This is a genomic window from Streptomyces sp. NPDC001904, from assembly GCF_040297005.1.
Taxonomy (GTDB): Bacteria; Actinomycetota; Actinomycetes; order Streptomycetales; family Streptomycetaceae; genus Streptomyces.
Genome location: NZ_JBEOYI010000014.1, coordinates 100431 through 126644, shown reverse-complemented (window position 1 = coordinate 126644; position 26214 = coordinate 100431). Strand labels below are relative to the sequence as shown.

General features: G+C 71.1%; 29 protein-coding genes and 1 tRNA gene. 18 read left to right on the top strand and 12 right to left on the bottom strand.

The window, feature by feature from the left end; all coding sequences use genetic code 11:
• Positions 1-10: 10 nt before the first annotated feature.
• The 4 genes from ABT127_RS22890 to sp36 all read right to left on the bottom strand — a co-directional run bounded on the left by ABT127_RS22890 (position 11) and on the right by sp36 (position 2505).
• A complete protein-coding gene (locus tag ABT127_RS22890; protein WP_351453033.1) occupies positions 11-841 on the bottom strand; it encodes an MBL fold metallo-hydrolase in 831 nt (276 codons plus the stop codon).
• A 3-nt stretch (positions 842-844) separates the two neighbouring features.
• Complete coding sequence (locus tag ABT127_RS22885; RefSeq protein ID WP_351453030.1) at positions 845-1720, bottom strand: NUDIX hydrolase; 876 nt, start codon at positions 1718-1720, stop codon at positions 845-847.
• Between the two features lie 150 nt (positions 1721-1870).
• Positions 1871-2344: a RidA family protein gene (locus tag ABT127_RS22880; RefSeq protein ID WP_351453028.1), complete on the bottom strand. Its 474-nt coding sequence runs from the start codon at positions 2342-2344 to the stop codon at positions 1871-1873.
• On the bottom strand, positions 2341-2505 hold the full coding sequence (gene sp36, locus ABT127_RS22875; RefSeq protein WP_111662815.1) for a Sp36 family protein: 165 nt from the start codon (positions 2503-2505) through the stop codon (positions 2341-2343). The genes ABT127_RS22880 and sp36 overlap by 4 nt, the downstream gene beginning before the upstream one ends.
• A 274-nt stretch (positions 2506-2779) precedes the next feature.
• Here sp36 and bagA point away from each other — a divergent pair, with 274 nt between their 5' ends.
• On the top strand, positions 2780-3739 hold the full coding sequence (gene bagA / locus ABT127_RS22870; RefSeq protein WP_351453025.1) for an ATPase BagA: 960 nt from the start codon (positions 2780-2782) through the stop codon (positions 3737-3739).
• Between the two features lie 11 nt (positions 3740-3750).
• Complete coding sequence (gene bagB, locus ABT127_RS22865; protein WP_351453022.1) at positions 3751-5085, top strand: ATPase BagB; 1335 nt, start codon at positions 3751-3753, stop codon at positions 5083-5085.
• A 97-nt stretch (positions 5086-5182) separates the two neighbouring features.
• On the opposite strand, the gene ABT127_RS22860 is transcribed toward bagB, so the two are convergent.
• Complete coding sequence (locus ABT127_RS22860; RefSeq protein ID WP_181512524.1) at positions 5183-5527, bottom strand: WhiB family transcriptional regulator; 345 nt, start codon at positions 5525-5527, stop codon at positions 5183-5185.
• Between the two features lie 461 nt (positions 5528-5988).
• On the opposite strand from ABT127_RS22860, the gene ABT127_RS22855 reads away from it, so the two are divergent.
• Positions 5989-8244 carry a transglycosylase domain-containing protein gene (locus ABT127_RS22855; protein WP_351453019.1) on the top strand — a complete coding sequence of 752 codons (2256 nt, stop codon included), beginning with the start codon at positions 5989-5991 and terminating at the stop codon, positions 8242-8244.
• Positions 8245-8371: 127 nt separating this feature from the next.
• Here ABT127_RS22855 and ABT127_RS22850 read toward each other — a convergent pair whose 3' ends face one another.
• Positions 8372-8836 carry a GatB/YqeY domain-containing protein gene (locus tag ABT127_RS22850; RefSeq protein ID WP_351453016.1) on the bottom strand — a complete coding sequence of 155 codons (465 nt, stop codon included), beginning with the start codon at positions 8834-8836 and terminating at the stop codon, positions 8372-8374.
• Positions 8837-8913: 77 nt separating this feature from the next.
• On the opposite strand from ABT127_RS22850, the gene ABT127_RS22845 reads away from it, so the two are divergent.
• The 9 genes from ABT127_RS22845 (at position 8914) to ABT127_RS22805 (ending at position 15929) form a co-directional block, all read left to right on the top strand.
• On the top strand, positions 8914-9861 hold the full coding sequence (locus ABT127_RS22845) for a metallophosphoesterase (RefSeq protein WP_351453013.1): 948 nt from the start codon (positions 8914-8916) through the stop codon (positions 9859-9861).
• A 30-nt stretch (positions 9862-9891) separates the two neighbouring features.
• Entirely contained in the window at positions 9892-10635 is a 744-nt protein-coding gene (locus tag ABT127_RS22840; protein WP_351453010.1) for a Pr6Pr family membrane protein, read from the top strand.
• Between the two features lie 48 nt (positions 10636-10683).
• Positions 10684-10757, top strand: a tRNA-Pro gene (locus tag ABT127_RS22835).
• Positions 10758-11395: 638 nt separating this feature from the next.
• Positions 11396-11599: a cold-shock protein gene (locus ABT127_RS22830; protein WP_055566644.1), complete on the top strand. Its 204-nt coding sequence runs from the start codon at positions 11396-11398 to the stop codon at positions 11597-11599.
• 311 nt (positions 11600-11910) lie between these two features.
• Positions 11911-13404, top strand: a complete 1494-nt coding sequence (locus ABT127_RS22825; protein WP_351453007.1) for a DEAD/DEAH box helicase — start codon at positions 11911-11913, stop codon at positions 13402-13404.
• 46 nt (positions 13405-13450) lie between these two features.
• Positions 13451-13774: a CBS domain-containing protein gene (locus ABT127_RS22820; protein ID WP_502971761.1), complete on the top strand. Its 324-nt coding sequence runs from the start codon at positions 13451-13453 to the stop codon at positions 13772-13774.
• 127 nt (positions 13775-13901) lie between these two features.
• Positions 13902-14207: an SCO5918 family protein gene (locus ABT127_RS22815; RefSeq protein WP_351453005.1), complete on the top strand. Its 306-nt coding sequence runs from the start codon at positions 13902-13904 to the stop codon at positions 14205-14207.
• Between the two features lie 665 nt (positions 14208-14872).
• Complete coding sequence (locus tag ABT127_RS22810) at positions 14873-15211, top strand: MerR family transcriptional regulator (RefSeq protein WP_351453002.1); 339 nt, start codon at positions 14873-14875, stop codon at positions 15209-15211.
• 265 nt (positions 15212-15476) lie between these two features.
• Positions 15477-15929 (top strand): hypothetical protein, encoded by a 453-nt coding sequence (locus ABT127_RS22805; protein ID WP_351453000.1) that lies wholly within the window; start codon positions 15477-15479, stop codon positions 15927-15929.
• Between the two features lie 32 nt (positions 15930-15961).
• Here the strand turns inward: ABT127_RS22805 and ABT127_RS22800 are convergent, their stop codons facing one another.
• Together ABT127_RS22800 and ABT127_RS22795 are read right to left on the bottom strand one after the other, a co-directional pair.
• Positions 15962-16900 carry a zinc-binding dehydrogenase gene (locus ABT127_RS22800; protein WP_351452998.1) on the bottom strand — a complete coding sequence of 313 codons (939 nt, stop codon included), beginning with the start codon at positions 16898-16900 and terminating at the stop codon, positions 15962-15964.
• Positions 16901-16932: 32 nt separating this feature from the next.
• Positions 16933-17346 carry a nuclear transport factor 2 family protein gene (locus tag ABT127_RS22795; RefSeq protein WP_351452996.1) on the bottom strand — a complete coding sequence of 138 codons (414 nt, stop codon included), beginning with the start codon at positions 17344-17346 and terminating at the stop codon, positions 16933-16935.
• 142 nt (positions 17347-17488) lie between these two features.
• Here ABT127_RS22795 and ABT127_RS22790 point away from each other — a divergent pair, with 142 nt between their 5' ends.
• From ABT127_RS22790 to ABT127_RS22775, 4 genes are all read left to right on the top strand, one after another.
• A complete protein-coding gene (locus tag ABT127_RS22790; protein WP_351452993.1) occupies positions 17489-18397 on the top strand; it encodes a LysR family transcriptional regulator in 909 nt (302 codons plus the stop codon).
• 244 nt (positions 18398-18641) lie between these two features.
• Positions 18642-19079, top strand: coding sequence for an STAS domain-containing protein (locus tag ABT127_RS22785; RefSeq protein ID WP_351452990.1), 438 nt, complete (start codon positions 18642-18644; stop codon positions 19077-19079).
• A gap of 67 nt (positions 19080-19146) precedes the next feature.
• Entirely contained in the window at positions 19147-19902 is a 756-nt protein-coding gene (locus ABT127_RS22780; RefSeq protein WP_351452987.1) for a GAF and ANTAR domain-containing protein, read from the top strand.
• The gene (locus tag ABT127_RS22775) at positions 19899-20648 is read left to right on the top strand and encodes an ANTAR domain-containing protein (RefSeq protein WP_351452985.1); all 750 of its coding nucleotides are present in this window, start codon (positions 19899-19901) and stop codon (positions 20646-20648) included. The genes ABT127_RS22780 and ABT127_RS22775 overlap by 4 nt, the downstream gene beginning before the upstream one ends.
• 24 nt (positions 20649-20672) lie before the next feature.
• Here the strand turns inward: ABT127_RS22775 and ABT127_RS22770 are convergent, their stop codons facing one another.
• From ABT127_RS22770 to ABT127_RS22760, 3 genes are all read right to left on the bottom strand, one after another.
• Positions 20673-21746 (bottom strand): fatty acid desaturase family protein, encoded by a 1074-nt coding sequence (locus tag ABT127_RS22770; protein WP_351452982.1) that lies wholly within the window; start codon positions 21744-21746, stop codon positions 20673-20675.
• Between the two features lie 37 nt (positions 21747-21783).
• Entirely contained in the window at positions 21784-22869 is a 1086-nt protein-coding gene (locus tag ABT127_RS22765; RefSeq protein WP_351452979.1) for a ferredoxin reductase, read from the bottom strand.
• Between the two features lie 398 nt (positions 22870-23267).
• On the bottom strand, positions 23268-23876 hold the full coding sequence (locus tag ABT127_RS22760; RefSeq protein ID WP_351452976.1) for a TetR/AcrR family transcriptional regulator: 609 nt from the start codon (positions 23874-23876) through the stop codon (positions 23268-23270).
• Positions 23877-24013: 137 nt separating this feature from the next.
• On the opposite strand from ABT127_RS22760, the gene ABT127_RS22755 reads away from it, so the two are divergent.
• Positions 24014-24664 carry a CatB-related O-acetyltransferase gene (locus tag ABT127_RS22755; RefSeq protein ID WP_351452973.1) on the top strand — a complete coding sequence of 217 codons (651 nt, stop codon included), beginning with the start codon at positions 24014-24016 and terminating at the stop codon, positions 24662-24664.
• 29 nt (positions 24665-24693) lie between these two features.
• On the opposite strand, the gene ABT127_RS22750 is transcribed toward ABT127_RS22755, so the two are convergent.
• Positions 24694-25599, bottom strand: coding sequence for a S41 family peptidase (locus tag ABT127_RS22750; protein WP_351452970.1), 906 nt, complete (start codon positions 25597-25599; stop codon positions 24694-24696).
• 57 nt (positions 25600-25656) lie between these two features.
• Between ABT127_RS22750 and ABT127_RS22745 the strand changes: the two genes are divergently transcribed.
• On the top strand, positions 25657-26199 hold the full coding sequence (locus tag ABT127_RS22745) for an ArsR/SmtB family transcription factor (protein WP_351452967.1): 543 nt from the start codon (positions 25657-25659) through the stop codon (positions 26197-26199).
• The last annotated feature ends 15 nt before the right edge of the window (positions 26200-26214 follow it).

Genomic DNA, 26214 nt, shown 5'->3' with positions numbered 1-26214 from the left:
GGCGGGAGTCTCAGATCAGTCCGTGTTCGCGCAGGTAGTCGAGCTGGGCCAGGACGGACAGCTCGGCCGCCGGCCACAGGGAGCGGTCCACGTCCGCGTACACGTGGGCGACGACCGCGGCGGACGTCGTGTGCCCGTCCTCGACGGCGGTCTCCACCTGGGCGAGCCGGTGGGCGCGGTGCGCGAGGTAGAACTCGACGGCGCCCTGGGCGTCCTCCAGGACCGGGCCGTGTCCGGGCAGCACCGTGTGCACCCCGTCGTCGACCGTGAGCGAGCGCAGCCGGCGCAGGGTGTCGAGGTAGTCGCCGAGGCGGCCGTCGGGGTGCGCGACGACCGTCGTGCCCCGGCCGAGGATGGTGTCCCCGGTCAGCACGGCCCGGTCGGCGGGAAGGTGGAAGCTCAGCGAGTCGGCGGTGTGGCCGGGGGTGGGGACGACGCGCAGTTCCAGGCCGCCGGTCGTGACGACGTCCCCGGCCGCGAGGCCCTCGTCGCCGAGGCGCAGCGCCGGGTCGAGCGCGCGCACCTTCGTGCCGGTCAGCTCGGCGAACCGGCCCGCGCCCTCGGCATGGTCGGGGTGGCCGTGCGTGAGGAGGGTGAGCGCGATCCGGCGGCCCGCCTTCTCAGCGGCGGCGATCACGTTCTTCAGGTGGCCGTCGTCGAGCGGGCCCGGGTCGATCACGACGGCGAGGTCGCTGTCCGGTTCGGCGACGATCCACGTGTTGGTGCCGTCGAGGGTCATCGCGGACGCGTTCGGCGCCAGCACGTTGAACGCGCGGGCGGTGGCGGGGCCGGACTGCACCCCGCCGCGCGGCTGCCCGGGCAGGGCGGCGGCTTCGGTCATCGGTCAGTTGCTCCCGCCGGTCGGAATGTGCTTGGTGAACTCGTCGTGCCCGGGCCAGGACAGCACCACCTCACCCGCTTCGAGCCGGGCCTGTGCCAGTACGGGTGTCAGGTCGCGCCCCGCGGCGCCGGTCAGGGCGTCGCGGGCGGTCCCGTACGCGGTGAGGGTGCGCAGGGTCGCGATGGTGGGCGGCATCATCGTCAACTCGCCCTGGTCGTACGCCGCGGCGGCCCGGTCCGGGCGGATCCACACCGTGCGGTCGGCCTCGGAGGAGTCGTCGCTGGTGCGCTGGCCCGCCGGGAGCACGGCCGCGAAGAACCAGGTGTCGTAGCGGCGCGGCTCGAACTCGGGGGTGATCCAGCGGGCCCACGCGCCCAGCAGGTCGGAGCGCAGGACCAGGCCGCGCCGCTCCAGGAACTCGGCGAAGGACAGATCGCGGGCGATCAGCGCCTGCCGGTCCGCCTGCCACCGGTCGCCGGTGGTGTCGTCGACGACGCTGTCCGGGGCCGGGCCGGCGAGCAGCACGCCCGCCTCCTCGAACGTCTCGCGCACGGCGGCGCAGACGATCGCCTGGGCGTCCTTCTCCGGCACGCCGAGCCGGTCGGCCCACGTCTGCCGGGAGGGACCCGCCCAGCGCACCTGCCGGTCGTCGTCGCGCGGGTCGACGCCGCCGCCGGGATACGCGTACGCACCGGCCGCGAACGCCATCGACGTCCGTCTGCGCAACATGTGCACCTCGAGGCCGCCGGAGGCGTCCGGGGCGTCCCTGAGCAGCATCACGGTGGCGGCGCGGCGCGGGGTCGCGGCCGTCAGTGTGCCGGCGGCGAGGGCGCGGATGCGGTCCGGCCACTCCGGGGGGTACCACTGGCCGTTGGACATGGCCGGAGGCTATCCCGAGTCGACGGGATGTTCGAGGGGCCGCCGGTGTCCGGGGCTGGTCGCGCAGTTCCCCGCGCCCCTGAAAGGCCTCCGGCCTTGAGGGGCGCGGGCAACCACGACGAGAGCCGCGGCCGGGCACGACAGAAGGGGCTAGGCCTCCGGGACCAGCTCCACCTGGATCTCCACCTCGACCGGCGCGTCCAGCGGCAGCACCGCGACGCCCACGGCGCTGCGGGCGTGCACACCCTTGTCGCCGAGGACCTCGCCGAGCAGCTCGCTGGCGCCGTTGATGACACCGGGCTGCCCGGTGAAGTCGGCGGCGGAGGCGACGAAGCCGACGACCTTCACGACACGCGCGATGCGGTCCAGGTCACCGGCGACGGACTTCACGGCGGCCAGCGCGTTCAGCGCGCAGACCCGGGACAGCTCCTTGGCCTCGTCGGCGGTGACCTCGGCGCCGACCTTGCCGGTCAGCGTCAGCTTGCCGTCGACCATCGGGAGCTGGCCCGCCGTGTACACGTACACACCGGACCGCACGGCCGGCTGGTACGCGGCGACCGGAGGCACCACGGGCGGCAGGGTCAGGCCCAGCTCGGCGAGCCGCGCCTCCACCGCGCCGCTCACGCGCTCTTCTCCCGCTTCAGGTACGCCACCAGCTGCTCGGGGTTGTTCGGTCCGGGCACGACCTGGACGAGCTCCCAGCCGTCCTCGCCCCAGGTGTCCAGGATCTGCTTCGTCGCGTGCACCAGCAGCGGCACAGTCGCGTACTCCCACTTCTTAGCCATGGAGCCGACTGTAGCCGCCGAAGTCAGGCCAGGGCCTCCCGGGCGGATCCTGCTGGAGTCGCGGGGCCTGGCACGCACATCTGCGGCGTTGTCGTCGGTTGCCAACGCTCCGCGTTGTCGCCCTCCTCCGCCTTGCAGCTGCACGCACCAGCCCCCGCTTGCCTGCGTCGACCAGTCATTGGCCACCAATTGTCCAGCCGGATCCGCCCGGCAGGCCCTAGTCGTTCCTGAGGCTGCTGCGTGATCCGCCCGCGTTCTGGTTACGCTCGAATACGTGAGCAGGCTCCAGGTCGTCAGCGGCAAGGGCGGTACCGGAAAGACCACGGTCGCCGCCGCACTCGCGCTCGCCCTCGCGACAAAGGGCAAGCGCACTCTCCTCGTGGAGGTGGAGGGCAGGCAGGGCATCGCACAGCTCTTTGAGACGGAGGCACTCCCCTACGAGGAGCGGAAGATCGCCGTCGCACCCGGCGGCGGGGAGGTGTACGCGCTCGCCATCGATCCGGAACTGGCGCTGCTCGACTACCTCCAGATGTTCTACAAGCTGGGCGGCGCCGGCCGCGCCCTGAAGAAGCTGGGCGCGATCGACTTCGCCACGACCGTCGCGCCGGGCCTCAGGGACGTACTCCTGACCGGCAAGGCATGCGAGGCCGTACGGCGCAAGGACAAGCAGGGGCGGTACGCGTACGACTACGTCGTCATGGACGCCCCGCCCACCGGGCGCATCACCCGCTTCCTGAACGTGAACGACGAGGTCGCCGGGCTCGCCAGGATGGGCCCGATACACAATCAGGCCCAGGCCGTCATGCGGGTCATCAAGTCCCCGCAGACCGCGGTGCACCTGGTGACCCTCCTGGAGGAGATGCCGGTGCAGGAGACCCTCGACGGGGTCGCCGAACTGCACGCCGCGCAGCTGCCCGTCGGACGGATCATGGTGAACATGGTGCGACCCGCGATCCTGGGGGAACCCGCCCTGGCGCTGACCCGTTCGCCGTCCGTCGCACCGGACGTCACCGGGGCCCTGACGGCGGCCGGGCTCAGCGGCGCGAAGCGGCTCGTGGGGCCGCTGCTCGCGCAGGCGGAGGAGTACGCGGAGCGGTACGTCCTGGAGCGCGCCCAGCGCGAGCTGCTCACCGGGGCGGAGCTGCCGCTGCACGAACTTCCGCTGCTCACCGAGGGGTTGGACCTCGCGGGCCTGTACACGCTCGCCGAGGAACTGCGACGGCAAGGGATCTGAGGACCGCTTCGATGACGCTGAACCCGGCAACAGGCGCGCTCGAGATCGACCCGCTGCTCGACGACCCGGCCACCCGCATCGTGGTCTGCTGCGGCTCCGGCGGGGTCGGCAAGACCACGACCGCCGCGGCGCTCGGCCTGCGCGCCGCCGAGCGCGGCCGCAAGGTCGTGGTGCTGACCATCGACCCGGCCCGGCGGCTCGCCCAGTCGATGGGCATCGACTCCCTGGACAACGTCCCGCGCCGGGTGAAGGGCGTCGAGGCCACCGGCGACGCGGCGGGCGGCGAGCTGCACGCCATGATGCTCGACATGAAGCGCACCTTCGACGAGATCGTCGAGGCGCACGCGGACGGCGAGCGGGCCGAGGCGATCCTGAACAACCCCTTCTACCAGTCGCTCTCGGCGGGCTTCGCGGGCACGCAGGAGTACATGGCGATGGAGAAGCTGGGCCAGCTCCGGGCCCGGGACACCTGGGACCTGATCGTCGTCGACACCCCGCCGTCGCGCTCGGCGCTCGACTTCCTGGACGCGCCGAAGCGGCTCGGCTCGTTCCTCGACGGCAAGCTGATCCGCGTCCTGATGGCCCCCGCGAAGGTCGGCGGCCGGGCCGGGATGAAGTTCCTGAACGTCGGGATGTCGATGATGACGGGCGCGCTCGGCAAGCTCCTCGGCGGGCAGCTGCTGCGTGACGTACAGACCTTCGTGGCCGCGATGGACACCATGTTCGGCGGATTCCGTACCCGCGCGGACGCCACGTACAAGCTCCTCCAGGCGCCCGGCACGGCCTTCCTCGTCGTCGCCGCACCCGAGCGGGACGCGCTGCGGGAGGCCGCTTACTTCGTGGAACGCCTGGCAGCGGAGCGGATGCCGCTCGCCGGCCTGGTGCTGAACCGGGTGCACGGCAGCGGCGCCGACCGGCTGTCGGCCGAGCGGGCGCTCGCCGCCGCGGAAAATCTTGACGAGCGCCGCATTGTGGATCAGACGCCCGGGAAGGAAGAGGTTCGTACTCCCCCCGAGCCCGACCCCGAGTCAGCCTCTGAGCCAGTCTCCGAGTCAGATCAGCCGTCAGAACCCGTGTCAGATCCCGCGTCCGGCTCCCCCGCCGCAGCGGAGAATCCCGCACACCTGAGCACCGAACAACTGACCGCAGGGCTGCTGCGGTTGCACGCCGAGCGGATGCGGCTCGTCGCGCGTGAACAGCGCACGCGTGACCGCTTCACCGCGCTCCACCCCGAGGTCGCCGTGGCCGAGATCGCGGCGCTGCCCGGCGATGTGCACGACCTGGCAGGTCTCAGGGACATCGGAGACCGGCTCGCGGCCGGTGGCACTCCGGCCGGAGCTGAATGAGCCGTACGCGCCCGCACGTCGGCCGTGCGGCCGCGGCCCGGAGCCGGTCACGGCTCCGGTACTCCGGCACTCCGGTACGAAAGGGTGCGGCGCCGTCCTACCCGACGGCGGCGAACCTCTCGTACGTCTCGTCGTTGTCGAGCTCCGCGGGCAGCAGGCCCGCACTGCGCTCGTACTCCGTCCGCGCCGTCTCAAGCAGCCGGCGCCATGAGGTGACGGTCGGACGCCTGCGCAGCAGTGCGCGGCGCTCCCGCTCCGTCATGCCACCCCACACGCCGAACTCGACGCGATTGTCGAGCGCGTCCGCCAGGCACTCGGTCCGCACGGGACATCCCGTGCACACCGCTTTCGCCCGGTTCTGCGCTGCTCCTTGAACGAACAGTTCATCCGGATCGGTAGTGCGGCAGGCCGCCTGCGCACTCCAGTCGACTACCCAGCCCATACCGGCGCCGTCCTCTCCCGAATCGAGGCTCCCCCACGGCGGCAGCGGCATATTCACCGCCGCCAGTTGAGGACGTTACGGAAGGTGGGCACAGCGCAACACCCCCTTCGGGCCCAATCTTGAATGGCCCGAACGGACTATGCGTAAGCGGCAGATCACCCGACGGAGTGACCGGGAGACATGCGTAACAACCCCGGCAAATAGGGACACTTCCCTTGCGCCACAACGGGCGTCGGATGACACACAAGGCGGTTTCGGACAGCTTCCGGGCCTCGCGCCGGGGGTCGCGGCAGGCACAGGAATGACTACAAGAGGCACGTCAGAGGTAGGGAAAGAAATGCCGGGAACGTTTCGGGGCCGTCCCACGTCTTGATACGAGACCGCACTGCTGTGACAGTTGAGTGCAGCTTAGGCCAAGGCATATACGCCTGTCCGGAGAATCAGAACGTAGGCTGCCCTGCATGGGAAAGAAGCGCTCGGCCGGTGACGGCGGCGGTATGTCGCCGGCTCAACAGGCCGCCAAGTTCCTCGGTGTCAGCGTGCTCGCGGGAGCCGTGCTCGCCGGAATCGCGCTGCCCGCCGCGGGCGCGCTCGGCCTGGCCGCCAAGGGTTCGGTCGAGGAGTTCGACGAGACGCCGGCGGCGCTGAAGCAGCCGCCGCTCAGCCAGCGCAGCACGATCCTGGACGCCCGGGGCGGAAAGATCGCGACGGTCTACGACCGCGACCGCACCGTGGTGAAGCTCGACGAGATCTCCCCGTACATGCAGAAGGCGATCGTCGCGATCGAGGACTCGCGCTTCTTCGAGCACGGGGCCATCGACGCGAAGGGCATCCTGCGCGCCATCAACGCGAACGCGCGGGGCGGCGGCGTCTCCCAGGGCGCGTCCACCCTCACCCAGCAGTACGTGAAGAACGTCTTCATGGAGGAGGCGGGCGACGACCCGACGAAGCTGGCGCAGGCCACCCAGCAGACGATCGGGCGCAAGGTCCGCGAGCTGAAGTACGCGATCCAGATCGAGAAGGATCTCGGCAAGAAGAAGATCCTCACCAACTACCTGAACATCACGTACTTCGGTCAGCAGGCGTACGGCGTCGAGGCAGCCTCCCAGCGCTACTTCTCCAAGCCGGCCAAGGAGCTGAACGTCCAGGAGTCCGCGCTCCTCGCGGGCATCGTGCAGTCGCCGAGCCGCTACGACCCGGTCAACGACGAGGCCGAGGCGAAGAAGCGGCGCAACATCGTGCTGCAGCGCATGGCCGACGTCCACGACATCTCGCAGGCCGAGGCCGACAAGGCCAAGCAGGCGGTCCTCGGACTGAAGGTCAGCAAGCCGCAGAACGGCTGCATCACCGCGGTCAAGGGCGCGGCCTTCTTCTGCGACTACGTCGAGCAGGTCGTGAAGAACGACCCGGCCTTCGGCAAGACCAAGGAGGCCCGCGCCAAGCTCTGGAGCCGCGGCGGTCTGACCGTCAGGACGACGCTGGACCCGCAGGCCCAGGAGTCGGTCCAGGCCTCCATCAAGAGCAACGTGTACCAGACGGACTCGGTCGCCACGGCGGTCACGCTCGTCGAGCCGGGCACCGGCAAGATCCTCGGCATGGGCCAGTCGAAGCCGTACGGCTACGGCAAGAACGAGACGTCGATCAACTACTCGGTGAACTCGGCCTACCACGGCTCCAACTACGGCTTCCCGACCGGTTCGACGTTCAAGCCGTTCCTGGCGGCGGCCGCGCTGGAGAACGGCACGCCGATCACGCAGCAGTTCCCGGCGCCGTACCAGATGCCGTACCCGGACACCGTGCAGACGTGCAGCGGCAAGCCGTGGAAGAACGACGGCGGCTACAAGCTGGAGAACGAGAACGAGTCGGAGTCCGGCCCCTATCGCCTCAAGGAGGCGATGGAGAAGTCCATCAACACGTACTTCGTGGAGATGCTGGCCGACACCGGCATGTGCCCGGTCGTCCAGATGACCGACAAGCTCGGCGTGGTGCAGGGCAACGGCACGAAGGTGCCCGAGGTGCCCTCTTCGATGACCCTCGGTTCGACGGGTCTGTCGCCGCTGACGATGGCCTCCGCGTACGCCGCGTTCGCCAACGAGGGCACGTACTGCACCCCGATCGCCCTCGAGTCCATCACGGACGCCAACGGCAAGTCGCTGGCCGTGCCGAAGTCGAAGTGCTCGCGCGCCATGTCGACGCAGACCGCGGACAAGATCAATACGCTGCTCAGCGGTGTGACCGACTCCGGTACGGGTCAGCAGGCCGGCCTCTCCGACCGGGACAACGCCGGTAAGACGGGTACGACGGACGCCCGTAAGAACGCCTGGTTCGTGGGCTACACGCCGAACCTGTCGGGCGCCGTCTGGGTCGGCAGCGCCTCGCAGGGCGTCGAGATGGAGAACATCACGATCGGCGGCCGCTACCACGCCAAGGTCTACGGCGCCGACACGCCCGGCCCGATCTGGCGGGCGGCCATGACCGGCGCCCTGTCCGGCAAGGAGGCGCCGGGCTTCACCATGGTCGACATCCCCGACCCCGACAAGGGCAAGGACAAGGGCCGGGACAAGGGCGGCGACCAGGGTGGCGACCAGGGCCAGGGCGACGCCAAGCCCGGCGGCACCAACCCGGATCCGACCTTCCCCGACGGTCTGTTCCAGGGCCAGGGGAACGGCGGGAACGACAACGGCGGGAACGGGAACGGCGGCGGCTGGGGCCGGTAGCCGGGCCCAGGACCACAGCTGAAAGGGGCGCCCCCGCGGGGGCGCCCCTTTTCGTTCTCCGTGCGGCTGCGTTCTCCACGCGGCTTCGATCGCCGTGCGGCTCCGGCTCGGCCGGTGAGCCGTCGGGTCAGCCGACGAGCAGCTTCTTGACCGCGGCGGCGACCCGGCCGCCCTCGGCGCGGTCCCCGACCTTCGGCTTCACGATCTTCATGACCTGGCCCATGGCGCGGGGGCCCTCGGCGCCGGCCGCCTTCGCCTCCTCGACCGCCTGCCCGACGATCTGCTCCAGCTCGGCGTCGGACAGCTGCTGCGGCAGGTACTCGGCGAGCACCTCGCCCTCCGCGAGCTCACGGGCGGCGGACTCGGCACGCCCGCCCTTCTCGAAGGCCTCGGCCGCCTCGCGGCGCTTCTTCGCCTCCTTGACGATCACCGCCTGCACCTCGTCATCGGCGAGCTCGCGCTTCTCCTTGCCGGCGACCTCCTGGGTCGTGATGGCGGCGAGGGTCATCCGGAGCGTCGAGGAGCGCAGCTCGTCACGCCCCTTGATCGCGGCGTTGAGGTCTTCCTGCAGCTTCGACTTGAGCGTGGTCATGACGTGATTGTCGCAGGTGTACGGGGCGTCACGCCCGCCGATTTCCGGGGCCCCGCCCGTCTGACACGATGGGGCACATGCGCGCGCGATACGGGATTCCCCTGAAGGTCTCTGCTGGCATCGTGGCGGCGGGCGCCGCCACCGTCGCCTACTCCGCGGGTTTCGAGGCCCGCTCCTTCCGCCTGCGACGCGTCACGGTCCCGGTCCTGCCCCCCGGTATGCAGCCGCTGCGCGTCCTCCAGGTCTCCGACATCCACATGGTCGGCGGGCAGCGCAAGAAGCAGCGCTGGCTGCGTTCGCTGGCCGGGCTGCGCCCCGACTTCGTCATCAACACGGGTGACAACCTCTCCGACCCGGAGGGCGTGCCCGAGGTGCTCGACGCACTCGGGCCGCTGATGGAGTTCCCGGGCGCGTACGTGTTCGGCTCCAACGACTACTACGGTCCCCGGCCCCGCAACCCCGCCCGGTACCTGCTGGAGAAGGTGCAGGGCCGCCACGGTCTGAACGGCAACCCGCCGGTCGTCGGCGCCATCCACAACCCGTGGGAGGACCTGCGCGACGGCTTCGACGAGGCCGGCTGGCTGAACCTCACCAACACGCGCGGCACGCTCAAGGTGTCCGGCGTCGAGATCGGCTTCACCGGCCTGGACGACCCGCACATCAAGCGCGACCGGTACGCGGAGGTGGCGGGCGGCCCCACGGACGGCCCGGACTTCACGATGGCCGTGGTGCACGCCCCGTACCTGCGGGTCCTGGACGCCTTCGCCGCGGACGGCTACCCGCTGATCCTGGCCGGGCACACGCACGGCGGCCAGGTCTGCATCCCCTTCTACGGCGCCCTGGTCACCAACTGCGACCTGGACACCGACCGCGTGAAGGGCCTGTCGCGGCACACGGCGGAGGGCAACACCTCCTACCTCCACGTCTCGGCCGGCTGCGGCGCGAACCGCTACACCCCGTTCCGCATCGCCTGCCCGCCGGAGGCGACGCTGCTGACGCTGGCCCCGAGGACGCCCGCCCGGTAACCGTGCCGCCCCGGACGTACGGTGGATCGCATGATCACGCCGAACTCCGCCGCCTCCGTTCCGGCGGAGGCGGTCGTCCCGGTCCGCCGCCGCCCCGGCGCGGCGGCGTTCCGGTTCCTGACCGCCCTCGCGGCCCTGACCGGCATCGTCATCGACCTGACGATCAGCGACAGCGCGCTGCGCGTCCTGAGCTACTTCACGATCCAGTCGAACATCCTGGTCGCGGTCGTCCTCGCCCTCTCGGCATGGCGCGCCTGGTCGGCCCGCCCACCTCTCCCGCCCCTGGTGACGGGTGGCACCCTGCTCTTCATCTGCATCACGGGCCTCGTCTACCACTTCGTCCTGGCCAATTCCTCGTCCGGCTTCTCCATGACGGACGACCCGGACCACGTCATGACGGGCTGGCGCACGGTCTCGAACCAGCTCCTGCACACCGTGACCCCCGTCGCCGTGTTCCTGGACTGGCTCGCGCTCACCCGCCCCGGCCTCCTGCGTCTGCGCCACGCGGCCCTGTGGCTGCTCTACCCGCTGGCCTACTTCGGCTTCGCCCTGGTCCGGGGCGCGATCATGACCCCGGGCACGCCGGCCCGCTACCCGTACCCGTTCCTGGACGTCGACGCCCACGGCTACCCCGGCGTCCTCACCAACGCCGTCGTCTTCGGCCTGGCCTTCTACCTGCTGGCCCTGGCCCTGGTCGCCCTGGACCACATCAGGCCCGAGATCCGCTCCCCCCAAAACCGGATTTCGTCTCCGGGCCCCGGTGGGCTAAAGTAAACGACGTCGCCAGGACCTGCAGCACTGCGGGAAGCGGAGCAACGACATCGGGGTGTGGCGCAGCTTGGCAGCGCGCTTCGTTCGGGACGAAGAGGTCGTGGGTTCAAATCCCGCCACCCCGACAGCTGAAACACCAGGTCAGGCCCGGTACTGAGAAATCAGTGCCGGGCCTGATGTGCGTTGGGGGGCCAGTTTGGGGGCCCGACTTCGAGATCCGCTCGATGTGGACGATCCCGCTCCGGCCGTCGGACAGCCACTGTTCACGAGGACGCGCAGAGCCGCAGGCCTCGCATCGCCTGGGGCCCCGAGAGCTCTTCCCGTGAAGATCATGATCCGTCCCGCACTGGACGAGAGCGCCACGGCCGCGTGACGGTCCCGGCGGGCAGCGGCGGAGAGCCGGCAGCAGATCGCTTCATCGCACCTCCCCTGAGGCGCCGACCGCCGCGGCGTCGGCTCAGAAAAAACGTTGAGATCCCGGAGAATCAATTTCTGCTTTCGCGAAGGGAGAGTTTGGCGAGCCGCGTAGTAAGAGTTTTTCGCGCGCCGAGCGGAGTGGAAAAATCCGCCACTCGCCGACCGCCGAGACGTGCTACTGTCACTTCAGTTGCAGTTGTGGTTCCTAAAACTTAAAGCGCTCCGATCGAAATTTCCGAACGGAAGCGTTTTCGTGTTGGCCGGTAATTTCCGGCGGGGTGATCATTGCGGCGACACGGAATCCGCAGAGCGTGGATTTCGATGCACTGCCCCGAAGGAGACAGACATGGCCAATGGCACTGTGAAGTGGTTCAACGCGGAAAAGGGATTCGGCTTCATCGAGCAGGACGGTGGCGGCGCCGACGTGTTCGCCCACTACTCGAACATCGCCGCCCAGGGTTTCCGTGAGCTCCTCGAAGGACAGAAGGTGACCTTCGACATCGCTCAGGGCCAGAAGGGCCCGACGGCCGAGAACATCGTTCCCGCCTGACGCTGACGCGCAGTTTGCAGCTGGGGCCCGCATCCCTCGGGGTGCGGGCCCCAGCTGCATGGTTTTTCCGCAGCGGCTTCAGCGTCAACGGACGGTTCCGCGGGGACAGGGATCCGTCCCTGCACGCCGAAGAAAAATCGCCACCCCAGATCTCGCACCCCGGCACGCCAATCATTCGGTGCCCGCACCCGCGCGTTCTATTTGCCGGTCAGCTCCACTGCCGGATTTCACCGGTACATTCTTGCGATTCTCTGCGTCGCTCGCTCTGACGAGAATTCCTTGAAATGCGCCGCATCGAGGAAGGTTCCCGTATGAACCGCACACGCACGAACGACCGTTCCAGCCGCACCGGTGGAGGCAGTACCGATACCGGAAAGGGCGGGCGAAGCCTCGGTTCACCGGCCCCGCGCTGTTCCGGCAGGCCCGCCCCGTCCGGCGGTCGCGGCCGTCGGACCGCCGCGCCGCAAAGGGAGTTCGCGCTCCCCACGACGATCACTCCCGCGATGGACGCCGTGGAGGACTTCGCCGATCTCGACATGTCCGCGCAGTTGCTGGCCGAGCTCGGCAGGCAGGGCGTCACCGTACCGTTTCCGATCCAGGGTGCGACGCTGCCGAACTCCCTCGCGGGCCGCGACATCCTGGGCCGCGGGCGCACCGGCTCGGGCAAGACCCTCGCCTTCGGGCTCGCCCTGCTCTCCCGCACCGCCGGACAGCGCGCCGAGCCCCGCCAACCGCTGGGACTGATCCTCGTACCCACCCGTGAGCTCGCCCAGCAGGTGACCGACGCACTCACCCCGTACGCCCGCTCCGTCAGGCTCCGCCTGGCCACGGTCGTCGGCGGGGTGTCGATCGGCCGGCAGGCGGGCGCGCTGCGCGGAGGAGCCGAGATCGTGGTGGCGACCCCGGGCCGTCTCAAGGACCTCATCGCCCGTGGTGCGTGCCGGCTGGACCAGGTCGGCGTCATCGTGCTGGACGAAGCCGACCAGATGGCGGACATGGGCTTCATGCCACAGGTCACGGCGCTGCTGGACCAGGTGCACCCCGAGGGTCAGCGGATGCTGTTCTCCGCCACGCTGGACCGCAATGTCGACCTCTTGGTGCGCCGCTACCTGACCGACCCCGTCGTCCACTCGGTCGACCCGTCGGCCGACACGGTCACGACGATGGAACACCACGTTCTGCATGTCCAAAGCGCCGACAAGCACACCGCCACCACCGAGATCGCTGCCCGCGACGGCCGCGTGATCATGTTTCTGGACACCAAGCACGCCGTCGACCGGCTGACCCGGGACCTGCTCAACAGCGGCGTACGCGCCGCGGCGCTGCACGGCGGGAAGACACAGCCCCAGCGCACCCGCACGCTGGAGCAGTTCAGGACCGGGCACGTCACGGTGCTGGTCGCCACGAACGTCGCCGCCCGCGGCATCCACGTCGACAACCTCGACCTCGTCGTCAACGTCGACCCGCCGACCGACCACAAGGACTACCTCCACCGCGGCGGCCGCACGGCCCGCGCCGGCGAGTCCGGCAGCGTCGTCACGCTCGTGACGCCGAACCAGCGCCGCGGCGTGGTCCGGCTCATGTCGGACGCCGGGATCCGTCCGCACGTCACCCAGGTCCGCTCCGGCGAGCCGGAACTGCATCGCATCACCGGCGCCCGGACTCCTTCCGGCATTCCGGTCGTCGTCACCGCGCCGGTGGCCGAACGGCCCAAGCGCGGCGCCGCCTCCCGTGGCCGTCGCCGTGCCGCGTCGGCGAACCGGCGTGCGCCCGTTCAGCAGCGCCCAGCCGAGAAGGCGGCCTAGCACCTCCGTGATCAGGAAACCGATCCCTCTCTGCAGGAGACATCTTTTGACGCTCGTTCAGACGCAGCTCCGCCCGACGGACGCCGACGCCCCGCGCACGGCGGGGGTGGATACCCCGAAAGAAGCCGGACCACGGGTCTGGGGCGACATGACGGTCGAGGTGGCACTGTCCGTCATGGCCGGCGCCCGAGTCGGACACCTGCTCGTCTGCGACGAGGACGGCATGCGCACCGGCCTGATCACCCTGGCCCGGCTCACCGCCGTCCGTGACAGCACCGGATACACGGACCGGATCCGCCTGCGTGACATCAGCGGGGGCAGCGGACATTTTCCCTCGCCGCGGAGGACGCCCGAAGCCCAGCGCGGGTAGCGCTGCGACCCGTCCGGCGCACCGCCCGTGTGCGACGCACACGGCAGTGCCCCGGCCGCCCCATGCCCCACCCGCCGAATCAGCTCTCCACGATCGGTCCCCCCTCCCCCGCTCCTTGTGAGGTCCCATGCGCTGTGTCATCGCCCGCTTCCCGTTCGACCTGACCAGGGCCGGTGTGCTCGAGACGATGAAGGGCGTCAAGCCCGAGGCGGTCACCGAAGACTCGGTGACCATCGGGCGGCGGCAGTACCCCGTCAAGCAGGTCGGCCAGTTGATCACCCGCCAGGACCGCCGCGACTTCAGCGCGGGCGAGGTCGTCCGGGCCATGACCCGACTCGGGTTCACCTGCCGAACGATGCCGACGCCCGCGCCCGCGCCCGATCTCAGCCCGCTCCAGCGGGCCTCCGCCATGCTGGGTACCAGCGTGGCCTGAGGAGGCAGGGGCAGTCGCGAGACGACACCAGGACAGCAGCAGTGAGGGCCCGACCGGCACGACCGGTCGGGCCCTCACTGCGTGTCGAACCGTGGTCGTGCCGCTTGTCGCCGCAGCTCGGTCTCCCGAGCCGTCCCTACGCGAGCGACGAGGGTTACCTCATCGATGGACACCCGAAAATCTATCGTCGCTGGAGTAGACATTAGATCTGCACGCAGTTAAGGTTTCTCTTGTAGCCGAGATCGAGCAAGGCCGGGCAGATACGAACTGCCGGGCAGTAGTGCACGTATCACGGTGTGGTGGCGGAGTTTCGAAGCCAGGGCTGTTGCAGACGGCGACGGGACTGGCCACCGGACCGGGTGGCCCGCGGTGATCAGGGGCCGCCACAGCGAGAGAGTGAATGATCCAGAGGGAAGAACGGAGGAATCGATCGCCATCAGGATCGCCCGGGAGCACCACTGAGCCCGGGTACCGCAGGACATCGATAGGCAGGTGGTCTCCGGTCACGCATCCGCGATCCCCGCAACCCCGTCGGCAGTATGGGCGGTCGTGCGGAAACAGAAGGCCGACGCAGCATCGAGGTCGGCAGATGGTGTAGTAGTTCCTTCGGGGCCCTGGTGCCGTACGGCATCAGGGCCCCTCGACGCGTTCCACAGAGAGGTGAAATGACAGCAGACAATTCGCTGGGCCGTCTCGACGACGACGACTACCCCGCCTACACCATGGGCCGAGCCGCCGAGATGATCGGCGCGACTCCCGGCTTCCTGCGCGCCATCGGCGAGGCACGGCTGATCACGCCCCTGCGCTCCGACGGCGGGCACCGCCGCTACTCCCGCTACCAACTGCGGATCGCGGCCCGCGCGCGCGAGCTCGTCGACCAGGGCACCCCGATCGAGGCCGCCTGCCGGATCGTCATCCTCGAGGACCAGCTCGAAGAGGCCCAACGCATCAACGCCGAGTACCGGCGCGCCGCCGAGTCCTCCGATCCGACGACCACGGCCTGAGGCGAGCGCCGGTTCAGCCCGGTGGAACCGGCCCCGCCCTCCACGAGCAGCTGACCGGCCGGCGGACGCCCCCGCCGCCGAGGGCGGCCTCCGCATCCACGGATCCCCACGAGTTGCCACACCCGGAGTGAGTCGTGCCCCGGACCGCCCGGCACCACCGGCGGCGCACGTCCGCGTTCTCCGGCAGTCCGCGGCGCCACCACGCTCTTCGCCCCGGCAGGCAAACCGGTTGAGGAACCCGGGTGGTTCCCGGCGATACTCCGGCGTGAGCAGAATCGCTGAAGTCATCGTGCTGGCGCAGGACGCGGACGAGGTCATGGAGCCGCTGACCCGGGACGACGACACTCGTACCTGGAGGAGCACGTTCTACGAGATGCGGCCCGGCGGAATCTGGGGGTTCGGCTGGGGTGCGGAGTTCCTGAAGTGGGGCGGCAGATCCGGCCTGCTGAAAGACCTGGAGTCCCTGCCGTGGCCCAGGCCGGAGACGGTCCAGGTGCTGATCCACGACGAGGAGGACGACTGCTTCGGCTTGTGGATGATCCACGACGGCAAGCTGGTGGAGATACCTCTTCCTCGGACCCGGCGGGCCTACTGGTGTGAGCCTGATCAGCTCGGGGGTCTGCCCGACCCGGGCATCCTCAGCAGGACCGACATCCGACCCGTCGACTGGCCCGAGGACACCGATGAGGGAGGCCCGCCGCGACCGTCTGCCTGGTGAGAGGAGTCGGGACCACCCCCGGACGACGCCTGTCAGCCGACGGTCAGGACCGCGTTGCCGCGGATTCTGCGGCCGCGCAGGTCGGTGATGACGTCGGCCGTGTGGCTCCAGTCGCGTACGGTGCCGATCTCGGGGTGCAGGCGGCCGGTGCCGACCAGGCGTACCAGGGCGGTCAGGTCCTGGGCGTACGTCGCGTCCGAGGCCGTGTAGTCGAAGTGCGTGATGCGGGCCTGGTCCGGGCCCTTGAAGAAGTCGAAGAAGTCGAGTGTGACGGGCTCGCGGCTCGCCTGCCCGAACCACACCAGCTGTCCGCCCGGCGCCAGTCGGGCCAGCGCCCGGGGCAGGCTGGTGCCGCCGACCGACTCCAGGATCACGTCGTACGGGCCTGTCGCCTCGTCCACCGAGGTGAGGAGCCCGGCCGCCCCGAGCTGCAGCAGCCGCGCGCCGCGTTCGGCGGTGGCGGTGACCGCGGTGAGGTCCGCGCCGGAGGCGGCGGCCAGCTCGGTCAGGTAGTGGCCGACGCCGCCGCTCGCGCCGGTGAGCAGGACGCGGCGGCCTGCCAGCGGGCCCGCGGCGCGCAGCAGTCGCAGTGCGGTGATCCCGGCGAGCGGGAGGGCCGCGGCGGTCACGGCGTCGACGCTGTCGGGCAGTTCGGCCAGGCTCGTGGTGGGTACGGCGACGCGCTCGGCCCAGCCGTACGCGGGGGGATGGGCGACGACGCGGGTGCCCGCGGCGGGGCCGGTGCCGTCGGCCGCCGCCCGTACGACGGTGCCGGCGACGTCCTTGCCGGGGCGCCAGCCCGCCCAGCGGCGGTCGAGGCCGCCGTCGAGCTGGAAGGTCTCGCCGCGGTTGACGGAGTACGCCTCCACGGCGACGACGGTCTCGTCGGCGGCGGGGTCGGGCTCGGCGGCCTCACCGAGCACGACCGGCTTGCCGGCATCGGCGGCGGATCCGGGCAGCATGGCCTTCATGGTTCACAGCTCCTGGTGCAGGGCGTCGGGGCTCAGGCGAAGACGACGGTCCGGGCGTGCAGGGTGTCGAGGTGCTCGCGCACCGCGGTGATCCGGCCGTCCCGGACCGTGAAGACGGCCAGGCAGTGCTGGTCGTAGCGGCCGCCCGCCCGCGCCAGGCCCCGGGTGTTCCACTCGGCGAAAACCTGGTCGCCCTCCGCGATCATCCCGTCGAACGTGAACTCCATCGACTCCGGCACCAGCCGGGCCATCATCGCCGGTACGAACTCGCCGAGGATCTCGTCGGGGCCCGTCCACGTTCCCGACAGCGGCAGATCACCGGCGAGCGTCCAGGCCGCGTCGGGGGCGAAGAAGCCGCGCAGCGCATCCATGTCGCCCTTCACGAGGGTGTCCATGTATTCCTGGACAACTGCCTTGCTGGCCGCGGTGGTTGCGTTCTCGTTCATGGGTGGGGCCCTTCTCGTGGTGTGCTCTTTCCGACGCCTCGAACACTAGGAAGTCACCGCGGGGGAAGGGAAAGACCTGTTCGCACCGGGTCTAGAACAAACGGGCATAGATGCAGGTCAGGGCTGCTGTAGGGTGCCCGGCATGGCAGAGCTCCGTCGTCTTCGCTACTTCCTCGCCGTCGCCGAGGAGCGGAATTTCACCCGGGCCGCCGAGCGGTTGCACATCGCCCAGCCCGCCCTCAGCCGCCAAATACGCCAACTGGAACAGGAATTGGGCGTACGGCTCCTGGAGCGCACCACTCAGTCCGTGGAGCCCACCGAGGCCGGCCGGCTGCTGATGGACCGCGGGGCGGCGCTGTGCGACGAGGCCGACCGGCTGTGGCGCGACGTACGGGGATACGCGGCGGGGGCGAGCGGCAGCCTGTCCCTCGGCTACAGCGCGAGCACCGGCTACGAGACCGCGCCCACCCTGCTCGCCGCCCTGGCCGAGGCGCATCCCGGCATCAAGGCCGGCACCCGTCTGCTGCCCACCGGCGAGATCCTGGCGGGCGTCGCCGACGGCACCCTCGATGCCGGACTGGTCCGCTGCCCGCCGCCGACCCCGCAGCTGGTCCGCACCCTGGTACGGCTGGAACCCCAGGGCGTCCTCATGGCCGAAGGCCATCCCCTCGCCACGGGTGCGGTCGTCGACGTCTCCGCGCTCGCCGGCGAGACCGTGCTCACGCACGCCCGCGGCGACAACCCCGGGCACTACGACGCGATCGCCGGCATCTTCGTCCGCGCCGGGATCTCCCCGCGGCTGCGCGAGCGGCACCTGTCCTTCGACGCCGCCCACATGCCCGTCGCCCAGGGCGACGCGGTCTCCGTCGTCGGCGAGTCGGCCCTGCCCGGCCTGCCCGCGGGCCTGGTGTGGCGACCGCTGTTCCCGGCGGCGGCCATCGAGATCCACCTGCTCACGCGCGGGGACGCCGAACGGCCCACGACCGCACGGCTGTTGCGGGTCGCCGCACGCACCGCCCGCACCCACGGCTGGCTCCGCTCACCGTCCTGATCCGCTCCATCCGGTCCGGGCCCAAGTGGCGGCGGGCGACGGGATCTTACGGTGGTGGCGTCCTTCGCGGAGGTCTTCTCGCAAAGGGCAGGGGTCTTCTCCCCAAGGGCGGGGTACCTTTTCCGGCCGCCGAGTAGGCTCGGAACACGGTCGCCCCGGACCCGGCCCTCTCCGTGTAGTTCACCCCGCGCAACAGAGGCTCTGCGTACGTCATTGCACTGCCCGGCCTGAGGAGTTGGGGCGGATGAATCCGCACCCCGCCGCGTACGACGCTTCCGATCCGCCCACCCGGTCCGCCACCCTGGCGCCCTCCGTCCGCTTCACCGACTGCCGTGTCGTCCGCGCCCGCGGCGAGCTGGATCTGGCCACCGTCCACGTGCTGGAGTCCGCTCTGCGCCGTGCCCGTGCCGCGGCCGGGCGGCCCTGTCTCATCGTGGACCTGAGCCGGGTCACCTTCGCCGACAGCAGCATCCTCGAGCCGCTGTGCGAGGCGTGGGTCGACTGCCGGTCCAGGCACGGCTGGGCCCGGGTCGTCTACACCGACCGGGCGGCCGGGCTCGTCCTGCGGATCAGCGGTCTGGACTTCTGGTTCCCCGCCTACGCCAGTGCCGGGGACGCCTGGCTCGGCAGGCCCGCCCGTCCGGCGCCGGGCCGCCCGGCGCTCCGGGACGAGAAGGCGTAGAGGCACGACGGGGGCGCCGGCCGACGCCCCGCACCGGCCCGTACGGACCCTGCCAGATCGGAGTCAGGTGACCAGCGACGGAATGGCGGAGGTGATGCGATCCCTGCGCTCCGCACACGGCGACGATCGCGCACAGGTCGGCGCCCGGATGCTGGGCGTCGAGGGCGTCGCCGTGTCCGTGTTCCCGCAGCCGGCCGCCTCCGCCCCGGAGCCGTTGTGGTGTTTTCCCGGGCTGAGCCTGCGGTTCGAGGAGCTCCAGTTCACCGTCGGCGAGGGGCCGGGCCCCGACGCGGTGCGCGCGGGCGTACCCGTGCTGGAGCCGGACCTGCGCCGGGTCCGCCACGACCGGTGGCCCGCGCTGCTGCCCGCCGCACAGGAGCTCGGCGTGCACGGAGTGTGCTGTTTCCCGCTCGCCCTCGGCGGGGTGCGGCTCGGCACCCTGACCCTGCTCTGCGACGGCGCGCGCGGACTCAGTGCCCGACAGCTCACGGACACCGACATGCTGGTGGCGGCGCTGAATTCGGTACTGCTCACCGAGCGCGGCCCGCCGCTGCCCGACGGCACGGAGCCCGCGGGCGGCGACGAACCCCTGTGGCCCGTCGAAGGACTGCACCGGGCCGTGGTGCACCAGGCCGCCGGCATGGTCAGCGTCCAGCTGGCATCGACGATGGAGGAGGCCCTGGTACGGCTGCGGGCCTTCGCCTACGGCAGTGACCGGCCGCTCGGAGACGTCGCGGAGGACGTCGTGGCGCGGCGCATGCGCTTCGGCCACGACGAAGACAACGGATACGGGCCGTATTCGCCCGGCAACGGAGAGGGATGATCGGCATGGCCCGGGAACAGCGTCTCGCGGAAGTGTTCGTCGAGATCGCGGACTCGCTCATCGACGACTTCGATGTGCTCGACCTCCTGCAGCGGCTCACCACCCGTTGCGTGGAGCTGCTCGACGTGTCCGCCGCCGGCATCCTGCTGGCCGACGCCCACGGTGAACTCCAGGTGATCGCCGCCTCCGACGAGCACACCCGGCTGCTCGAAGTGTTCGGCCGGCAGCACGATCAGGGCCCCTGCACCGAGTGCTTCCGCACCGGCAGGGCCCGCGTCAACATCGACCTGCTGCGCCACGAAGCGACGGCCGCATGGCCCCGGTTCGCACCGCGTGCCCGTGAGACCGGCTTCGTGACCACGCACGCGATCCCGCTGCGGCTGCGCGACCGGGTGGTGGGCGCCCTGAACCTCTTCCAGACCGTCGCGCACCGTCTGAGCGGGGACGATGCCGTCCTCGCCCAGGCGCTCGCCGACATCGCCACCATCACGATCCTGCAGCAGCGCACGCTGGAACGGTCCCACGTCGAGAACGCCCAGCTGAACGGCGCGCTCACCAGCAGAATCCTGGTCGAGCAGGCCAAGGGCGTACTCGCTGAACGCTGGAACACCTCGGTCGACGACGCGTTCGTGGCGCTGCGCGGGTACGCCCGTACTCATCACCTGCGGCTGACGGACTTCGCCCGGAGCATCGTCGACGGCAGCTTCGACACGTCCTCGATCACCGCCCCCGGGGCGGACGCCTGACCGTCACCACGGCCGCCGCGCGCACTACGGCAGGGCGTGGCGTACGACGCGGGCCCACATCGACGCGTACTGGCGCCACAGCGGTCCGGTGACGTACGGCAGGCCGTGCCGGGCGCAGATCTCCCTTACGTGCGGGGCGAGTTCGGCGTAGCGGTTGCTCGGCAGGTCGGGGAAGAGGTGGTGCTCGATCTGGTGGCTGAGGTTGCCGGTGAGGATGTGCAGCAGCGGGCTGCCCTCGATGTTCGCCGAGCCCTGGATCTGCCGCACGTACCACTCGCCCCGGCTCTCGCCCTCGATCTGCTCCTCCGTGTACGTGAAGGTGTGCACGTCCGCGGGGAAGTGGCCGCAGAAGATGACGGTGTGCGCCCAGACGTTGCGGGCCGCGTTGGCAGTGACGTTGCCGAGCAGGCACGGCAGCGCGCTGGGGCCCGCGAGGAGGGGGAAGAGGAGGTAGTCCTTGGCCGACTGGCGAACCGCCTTGCGCACCAGGCCGGTCACGTCGCCGAGGAAGGACCGCAGGCTCTTGCGGCCGGACGGCACGGCGTCCGCCTCCAGGTCGTAGAGGGCGATTCCCCACTCGAAGACGGGCGCGAGCAGGGCGGTGAGGAGCGGCTGGATCAGGTGGACCGGGCGCCAGGGCTGGTCCTCGGCCATGCGCAGGACGGTGTAGCCGAGGTCGCGGTCGCGGCCGACGACGTTCGTGTACGTGTGGTGCAGGTGGTTGTGGGTGTGTTTCCAGGCGTCGACCGGGGTGACGAAGTCCCACTCCCAGGTGGTCGAGTGGATCGCCGGGTCGCCGAGCCAGTCCCACTGGCCGTGCAGGATGTTGTGGCCCAGCTCCATGTTCTCCAGGGTCTTGCCGAGCGCGAGCAGGGCGGTGCCCGCCACCCAGGCGGGCGGGAAGAGGGAGACGGCAAGGGCGCAGCGGCCGGCCACTTCGCAGCCGCGCTGCACGGCGATCACGGTGTGGATGTAGCGGGCGTCGGCGGGGCCGCGGTCGGCGACGATCCGGGCGCGCAGGCGGTCGAGCTCCCGGCCGAGGTCCTCGGTACGGAGGGCGTCGGGGGCGGGGGTGGGTGCGGGGACGGGCAGGGCCATGAGGGCTCCTCGGAAGAGGGTTGCGTGGTGCCGGGCCTCAGAGATCGAGCACCAGGGGGCCGGCGGCGCCGTTGACACAGGTCTGGATCAACTCGCCCGACGCGTCGCGCAGTTCACCGGAGCGCAGGTCGCGCACCCGGCCCTCGACGAGCGGTACGAGACAGCCGAAGCACAGGCCGCGGCGGCATCCGTACGGCATCGGCACGCCCGCCGCCTCGCCGGCCGCGAGGATCGGCGTGCCCGCGGCGGCTTCGGTCTCGACGCCGCTGCGCGCGAACCGCACCCGGCCGCCGACCGCGCCCTCGCCGGGCGGCCGCACGGGCGTGAGGTGGAACCGTTCAAGGCGCAGCCGGTCCCGCAGGCCCGCGGCGGTCCACTGCCGCTCGGCCGCGTCGAGCAGTCCGTCCGGGCCGCACACCCAGGCGTCCCGTTCCCGCCAGTCCGGGCAGGCTCCGGCGATCCGCTCCGGGGTGAGGCGGCCGTCGTGCCGGGTGTGGCTGATGCGGACCTCCAGCCAGGCCGACCGGGCGTCCAGCGCGGCCAGTTCGTCGCGGAAGAGGCACTCGGCCGGTGTCGGCGCGCTGTGCAGGAGCACGGTGTCCGGGGCGGCGCGGCGGCACCGGGCGAGCGTGCGCAGCATCCCCATGACCGGCGTGATGCCGCTGCCCGCGGTGACGAACAGGATGCGGTCCGGCAGCGGCTCGGGCAGCGTGAACTCGCCCTGCGCGGGCCCGAGTCGGAGCACCGTGCCGGGCGGCGTCCGGTGCACCAGGTGCGGGGATATCCGGCCGTCGGGGCGGGCCTTGACCGTGAGGGTGACGGCGCTGTCGACGGGCGGCGCGGTGATCGAGTACGTACGCCAGTGCCGTACGCCGTCGATCTCCACCCCGACCGGGAGGTACTGCCCGGCGCGGTGGCCCGTCCAGCCCCTGCCGGGACGGATCGTCAGCGTGGCCGCACCGGGTCCCTCCGGCCGAACGGCACTGACTCTGCCCGCGGGGTGCCGCGCCGACCACAGCGGATCGAGCAGGCCGAGGTAGTCGTCCACGGCAAGGGGGCTGGTCAGCCGGTTCATCGCCCACGTCCACGGCAGGGAGGGCGGTGACCGGAACAAGCGGACCATGCGGGCTCCCCCTCGGCGCGGGCCCGGCGCCGTTCGGCGGGCGCCGCGGAACCCGAGCGAAGCACACAACGCGCGGCGCACCACACTGCCGTCGGAGGCTTCCCGCCATGCGGCGCGTGGCGCGTTCGCCACCGGCCCCGCCCGGGTGCGCCGTCGTGGAGGTGGCGCGGAGGCCCGTCGGCGGCAGCAGTCCGCAGAGCACGGGCCGAGGGTGGCCTCCCGGGGGCGACGTGCGGGGCGTACGGGCAGCACGCGCCGGGGCGGCCGGAGTGGACACCGGCCATCGTGAGGGCGTCGCGGCGGTCAAGTCGGTCCGGAAAAGGGTGAGTCCGATTCTCGTCACGGCGATGCGGGCGGCACCTCGGCGAGAGGGAACCGCAGCCCGGCCCCGCCGTCGCTCACAGGGAGAAGGCGCCTGCCTTGGCCGCCGCCACGGCCGCGGTCGCCGAGCGTTCCGGGAGGTGCGGGTCCGCGGCCGTGCGCAGGAGGACCAACCGGTGGTAGAGCGGGGCGGTGGCGGCGATCAGCAGGGCGTGGGCGTCGGTGCGGCCGCAGGGGAGTTCGCCTCGGGCCGCCGCACGCTCGACGAGGATCTCGCACTGGGCGTAGCGGTCCGCCCACAACCGGGTCTGGGCCCGTGCCGCCCGCTCGGAGTGGAACGAGGCGGCCATCAGCGCGACGGCGAACGACGGCTGTACGACGAGGGATTGCTGGATCTCCTCGTTGAGGGCGGTCAGGTCGCCGTGCAGGGAGCCGGTGTCCGGGGGCCGCCAGTCGGCCTCGCCGGCCGCGTCGATGACGTCGACGAGCAGGCCGCCCACGTCGTGCCAGCGCCGGTGGACCGTCGTGCGGTGCACGCCCGCACGCGTCGCGACGCCCTCCACCGTGAGGCCTTCGTGCCCGCGTTCGGCGAGTTCGGCCCGTACCGCGTCGAGGACCTGGGCGCGGACCCGGGCGGTGCGGCCACCGGGGCGGCGGTCCGGTGTCGCGGCAGGGCCGTCCGTCATCGCAGATCCCGCATTCCGCATCCCGTGTCTCGTATCTCGTATCTCATATCTCGTACGCATCCGGGGCGTGCGAGCATCCTAGTCTTAATGCGACAGGTGTAGCAGTAGTGGTCCAGCCGAGAGGAACCGTCATCGCGATGCCGCCCGTTCCCGCCGATCCGACGGTCCTCCACCCGATGCCGGACCAGCCCCGCGTCGTGCTGCTCAAGCCCTTGGTGACGTCCCCGCTGATCGAGGTCGGCGCGTACTCGTACTACGACGACCCGGACGAGCCGACCGCGTTCGAGACGCGCAACGTCCTGTACCACTACGGGCCCGAGAGACTCGTGATCGGGAAGTTCTGCGCGCTGGGCACCGGCACGCGCTTCATCATGAACGGCGCCAACCACCGGATGGACGGCCCCTCCACCTTCCCGTTCCCCACCATGGGCGGCTCCTGGGCCGAGCATTTCGACCTGCTCACGGGCCTGCCGAATCCCGGGGACACGGTGGTGGGCAACGACGTCTGGTTCGGCAACGGCGCGACCGTGATGCCCGGCGTCCGCATCGGTCACGGCGCGATCATCGCCACCGGGGCCGTCGTCACGCGTGATGTCCCCGACTACGGCATCGTCGGCGGCAATCCGGCCCGTCTCCTCCGCAGGCGCTACGAGGACGAGGACATCGCGCGGCTGCTCGCGGTGGCCTGGTGGGACTGGCCCGCCGAGCACATCACGGAGCACGTGCGCACGATCATGTCCGGGTCGATCGCCGAGCTGGAAGCAGCCGCGGCGCGGCGCCCCGCGTAGTGCCGCGCGCCCGCGCCTGCCGGTGCGGGTCAGTCCGCCAGGCGGGCGAGGGCCAGTTCGTGTGCGCGGTCGAGGGCGTCGGCCGCGGCGCAGGCGATGTCCGGCCGGACGCCGGTGCCCTCCCAGTTCGTCCCGGACACGGGGTTGACGGCGCGGCCGACGGGGACGGTGGCCTCCAGGTGGGGGTGCACGGTCCAGCCGTTGCACGGGTGGGCGCCGCCGCGGGTGGGCTCGCCGACGACCACGGCGCGGCCGAGCTGCTGGAGGTCGTACGCCAGTTCCTCGGCGGCGGAGAAGGTGGTCTCGCCGGTCAGCACGTAGAGCGGCTTGCTGCCGCCGAAGCGTGCGCCGGGGACGTGGGGCAGGCTCCAGGACTGCTCGGTGCGCTCGCCCTCGCGCCAGTACATGCTGTTGAGGTGGGTGCGCTCGTCGAGGAGGTAGCTGCAGGCGAAGGCGACCGTGTCCGGGTCGCCGCCCCGGTTGGTGCGGAGGTCCACGATCAGCGCCCGGGCGCGGGAGGCCAGGGTGAGCGCGGCGGTCAGCGGTTCGGCGGCCCACTCCAGCGGAAACAGCATCGGGGCCAGCTCCACCACGGCGACCTGCCCGTCGAGCAGCTCCACCCGGGGCGCACCGCCCAGCGAGGTGTCGAAGTCCCGGCGCATGGCGTCCAGGGTGGCCGCTCCCCGCTTCGGGGGGACCTGGTCGGCGTGGTGCTTCAGTCTCAGGTGCCGGTCGTTGTTGACCGATTGCAGGTCCGCGGTGACCAGCCGGGCGAGTTCCTCGGCGTCGTCCACGTCGTAGGCCCCCTCGGCGAGGCGGCGGCGCAGCAGGGCGGCGAGCTGCTCGGCCACGTCGGGGAAGACGTAGTGCTCGGTCAGCAGCCGGGCCGTCTCGTCGATGACAGGTGCAGGGCGAAGGTTCGTCAAGGTCGTCATGGCAGGGAGTAGAGCACCCCTCTTGCGAAAGCGTCAATAACTTTAGACACTTTAGGTATGAGCGATCAGCCTTCCCACCCGCAGCCTCCCGAGGACGTCCTGGAGATCGGCGCGTCCGCGCAATTCGCCGCGCTCGCCCACCCGTTGCGCCAGCGGCTGCTCTTCGCCCTGGGCCAGCGTCCGGCCACCACCAGCCGGCTGGCGGCGCAGCTCGACGCCAAGAAGGGCAACGTGGCGCACCATCTCAAGGTGCTCCGCGAGGCCGGTCTCGTCCACGTTGCCGAGACCCGTCAGGTACGCGGCGGCACCGAGCAGTACTACCAACGCACGGCCCGCCGCATGGTCGTCGCCGAACCTCAGGCGGCAGGCACCGCGGCGATGTTCGCCGCCGTCGCCCAGGAACTGGACCGCTCCCCCGTCGAGCCCCATCTGACCCTCCGCCACCTGCGCCTCAGCCCCGCGAGGGCCAGGCAACTCGGCGACGCCCTGACCGAGTTGGTCGACGAGGCCGCCGAGGACGCGGACGACGAGCCGGTGCACGGGGTGCTGGTGACGCTCTATCAGCAGTCCGGGCCGACCGGCACCGGCGGTTCCGCCTGACACCGGCGGAACCGC

Coding starts and splice junctions, on each gene's coding strand:
- ABT127_RS22890 (WP_351453033.1), bottom strand. CDS start 841: ATGACCGAAGCCGCCGCCCTGCCCGGGCAGCCGCGCGGCGGGGTGCAG.
- ABT127_RS22885 (WP_351453030.1), bottom strand. CDS start 1,720: ATGTCCAACGGCCAGTGGTACCCCCCGGAGTGGCCGGACCGCATCCGC.
- sp36 (WP_111662815.1), bottom strand. CDS start 2,505: ATGGCTAAGAAGTGGGAGTACGCGACTGTGCCGCTGCTGGTGCACGCG.
- bagB (WP_351453022.1), top strand. CDS start 3,751: ATGACGCTGAACCCGGCAACAGGCGCGCTCGAGATCGACCCGCTGCTC.
- ABT127_RS22860 (WP_181512524.1), bottom strand. CDS start 5,527: ATGGGCTGGGTAGTCGACTGGAGTGCGCAGGCGGCCTGCCGCACTACC.
- ABT127_RS22855 (WP_351453019.1), top strand. CDS start 5,989: ATGGGAAAGAAGCGCTCGGCCGGTGACGGCGGCGGTATGTCGCCGGCT.
- ABT127_RS22850 (WP_351453016.1), bottom strand. CDS start 8,836: ATGACCACGCTCAAGTCGAAGCTGCAGGAAGACCTCAACGCCGCGATC.
- ABT127_RS22845 (WP_351453013.1), top strand. CDS start 8,914: ATGCGCGCGCGATACGGGATTCCCCTGAAGGTCTCTGCTGGCATCGTG.
- ABT127_RS22840 (WP_351453010.1), top strand. CDS start 9,892: ATGATCACGCCGAACTCCGCCGCCTCCGTTCCGGCGGAGGCGGTCGTC.
- ABT127_RS22830 (WP_055566644.1), top strand. CDS start 11,396: ATGGCCAATGGCACTGTGAAGTGGTTCAACGCGGAAAAGGGATTCGGC.
- ABT127_RS22825 (WP_351453007.1), top strand. CDS start 11,911: ATGAACCGCACACGCACGAACGACCGTTCCAGCCGCACCGGTGGAGGC.
- ABT127_RS22815 (WP_351453005.1), top strand. CDS start 13,902: ATGCGCTGTGTCATCGCCCGCTTCCCGTTCGACCTGACCAGGGCCGGT.
- ABT127_RS22810 (WP_351453002.1), top strand. CDS start 14,873: ATGACAGCAGACAATTCGCTGGGCCGTCTCGACGACGACGACTACCCC.
- ABT127_RS22800 (WP_351452998.1), bottom strand. CDS start 16,900: ATGAAGGCCATGCTGCCCGGATCCGCCGCCGATGCCGGCAAGCCGGTC.
- ABT127_RS22795 (WP_351452996.1), bottom strand. CDS start 17,346: ATGAACGAGAACGCAACCACCGCGGCCAGCAAGGCAGTTGTCCAGGAA.
- ABT127_RS22790 (WP_351452993.1), top strand. CDS start 17,489: ATGGCAGAGCTCCGTCGTCTTCGCTACTTCCTCGCCGTCGCCGAGGAG.
- ABT127_RS22785 (WP_351452990.1), top strand. CDS start 18,642: ATGAATCCGCACCCCGCCGCGTACGACGCTTCCGATCCGCCCACCCGG.
- ABT127_RS22775 (WP_351452985.1), top strand. CDS start 19,899: ATGATCGGCATGGCCCGGGAACAGCGTCTCGCGGAAGTGTTCGTCGAG.
- ABT127_RS22770 (WP_351452982.1), bottom strand. CDS start 21,746: ATGGCCCTGCCCGTCCCCGCACCCACCCCCGCCCCCGACGCCCTCCGT.
- ABT127_RS22765 (WP_351452979.1), bottom strand. CDS start 22,869: ATGGTCCGCTTGTTCCGGTCACCGCCCTCCCTGCCGTGGACGTGGGCG.
- ABT127_RS22760 (WP_351452976.1), bottom strand. CDS start 23,876: ATGACGGACGGCCCTGCCGCGACACCGGACCGCCGCCCCGGTGGCCGC.
- ABT127_RS22755 (WP_351452973.1), top strand. CDS start 24,014: ATGCCGCCCGTTCCCGCCGATCCGACGGTCCTCCACCCGATGCCGGAC.
- ABT127_RS22750 (WP_351452970.1), bottom strand. CDS start 25,599: ATGACGACCTTGACGAACCTTCGCCCTGCACCTGTCATCGACGAGACG.
- ABT127_RS22745 (WP_351452967.1), top strand. CDS start 25,657: ATGAGCGATCAGCCTTCCCACCCGCAGCCTCCCGAGGACGTCCTGGAG.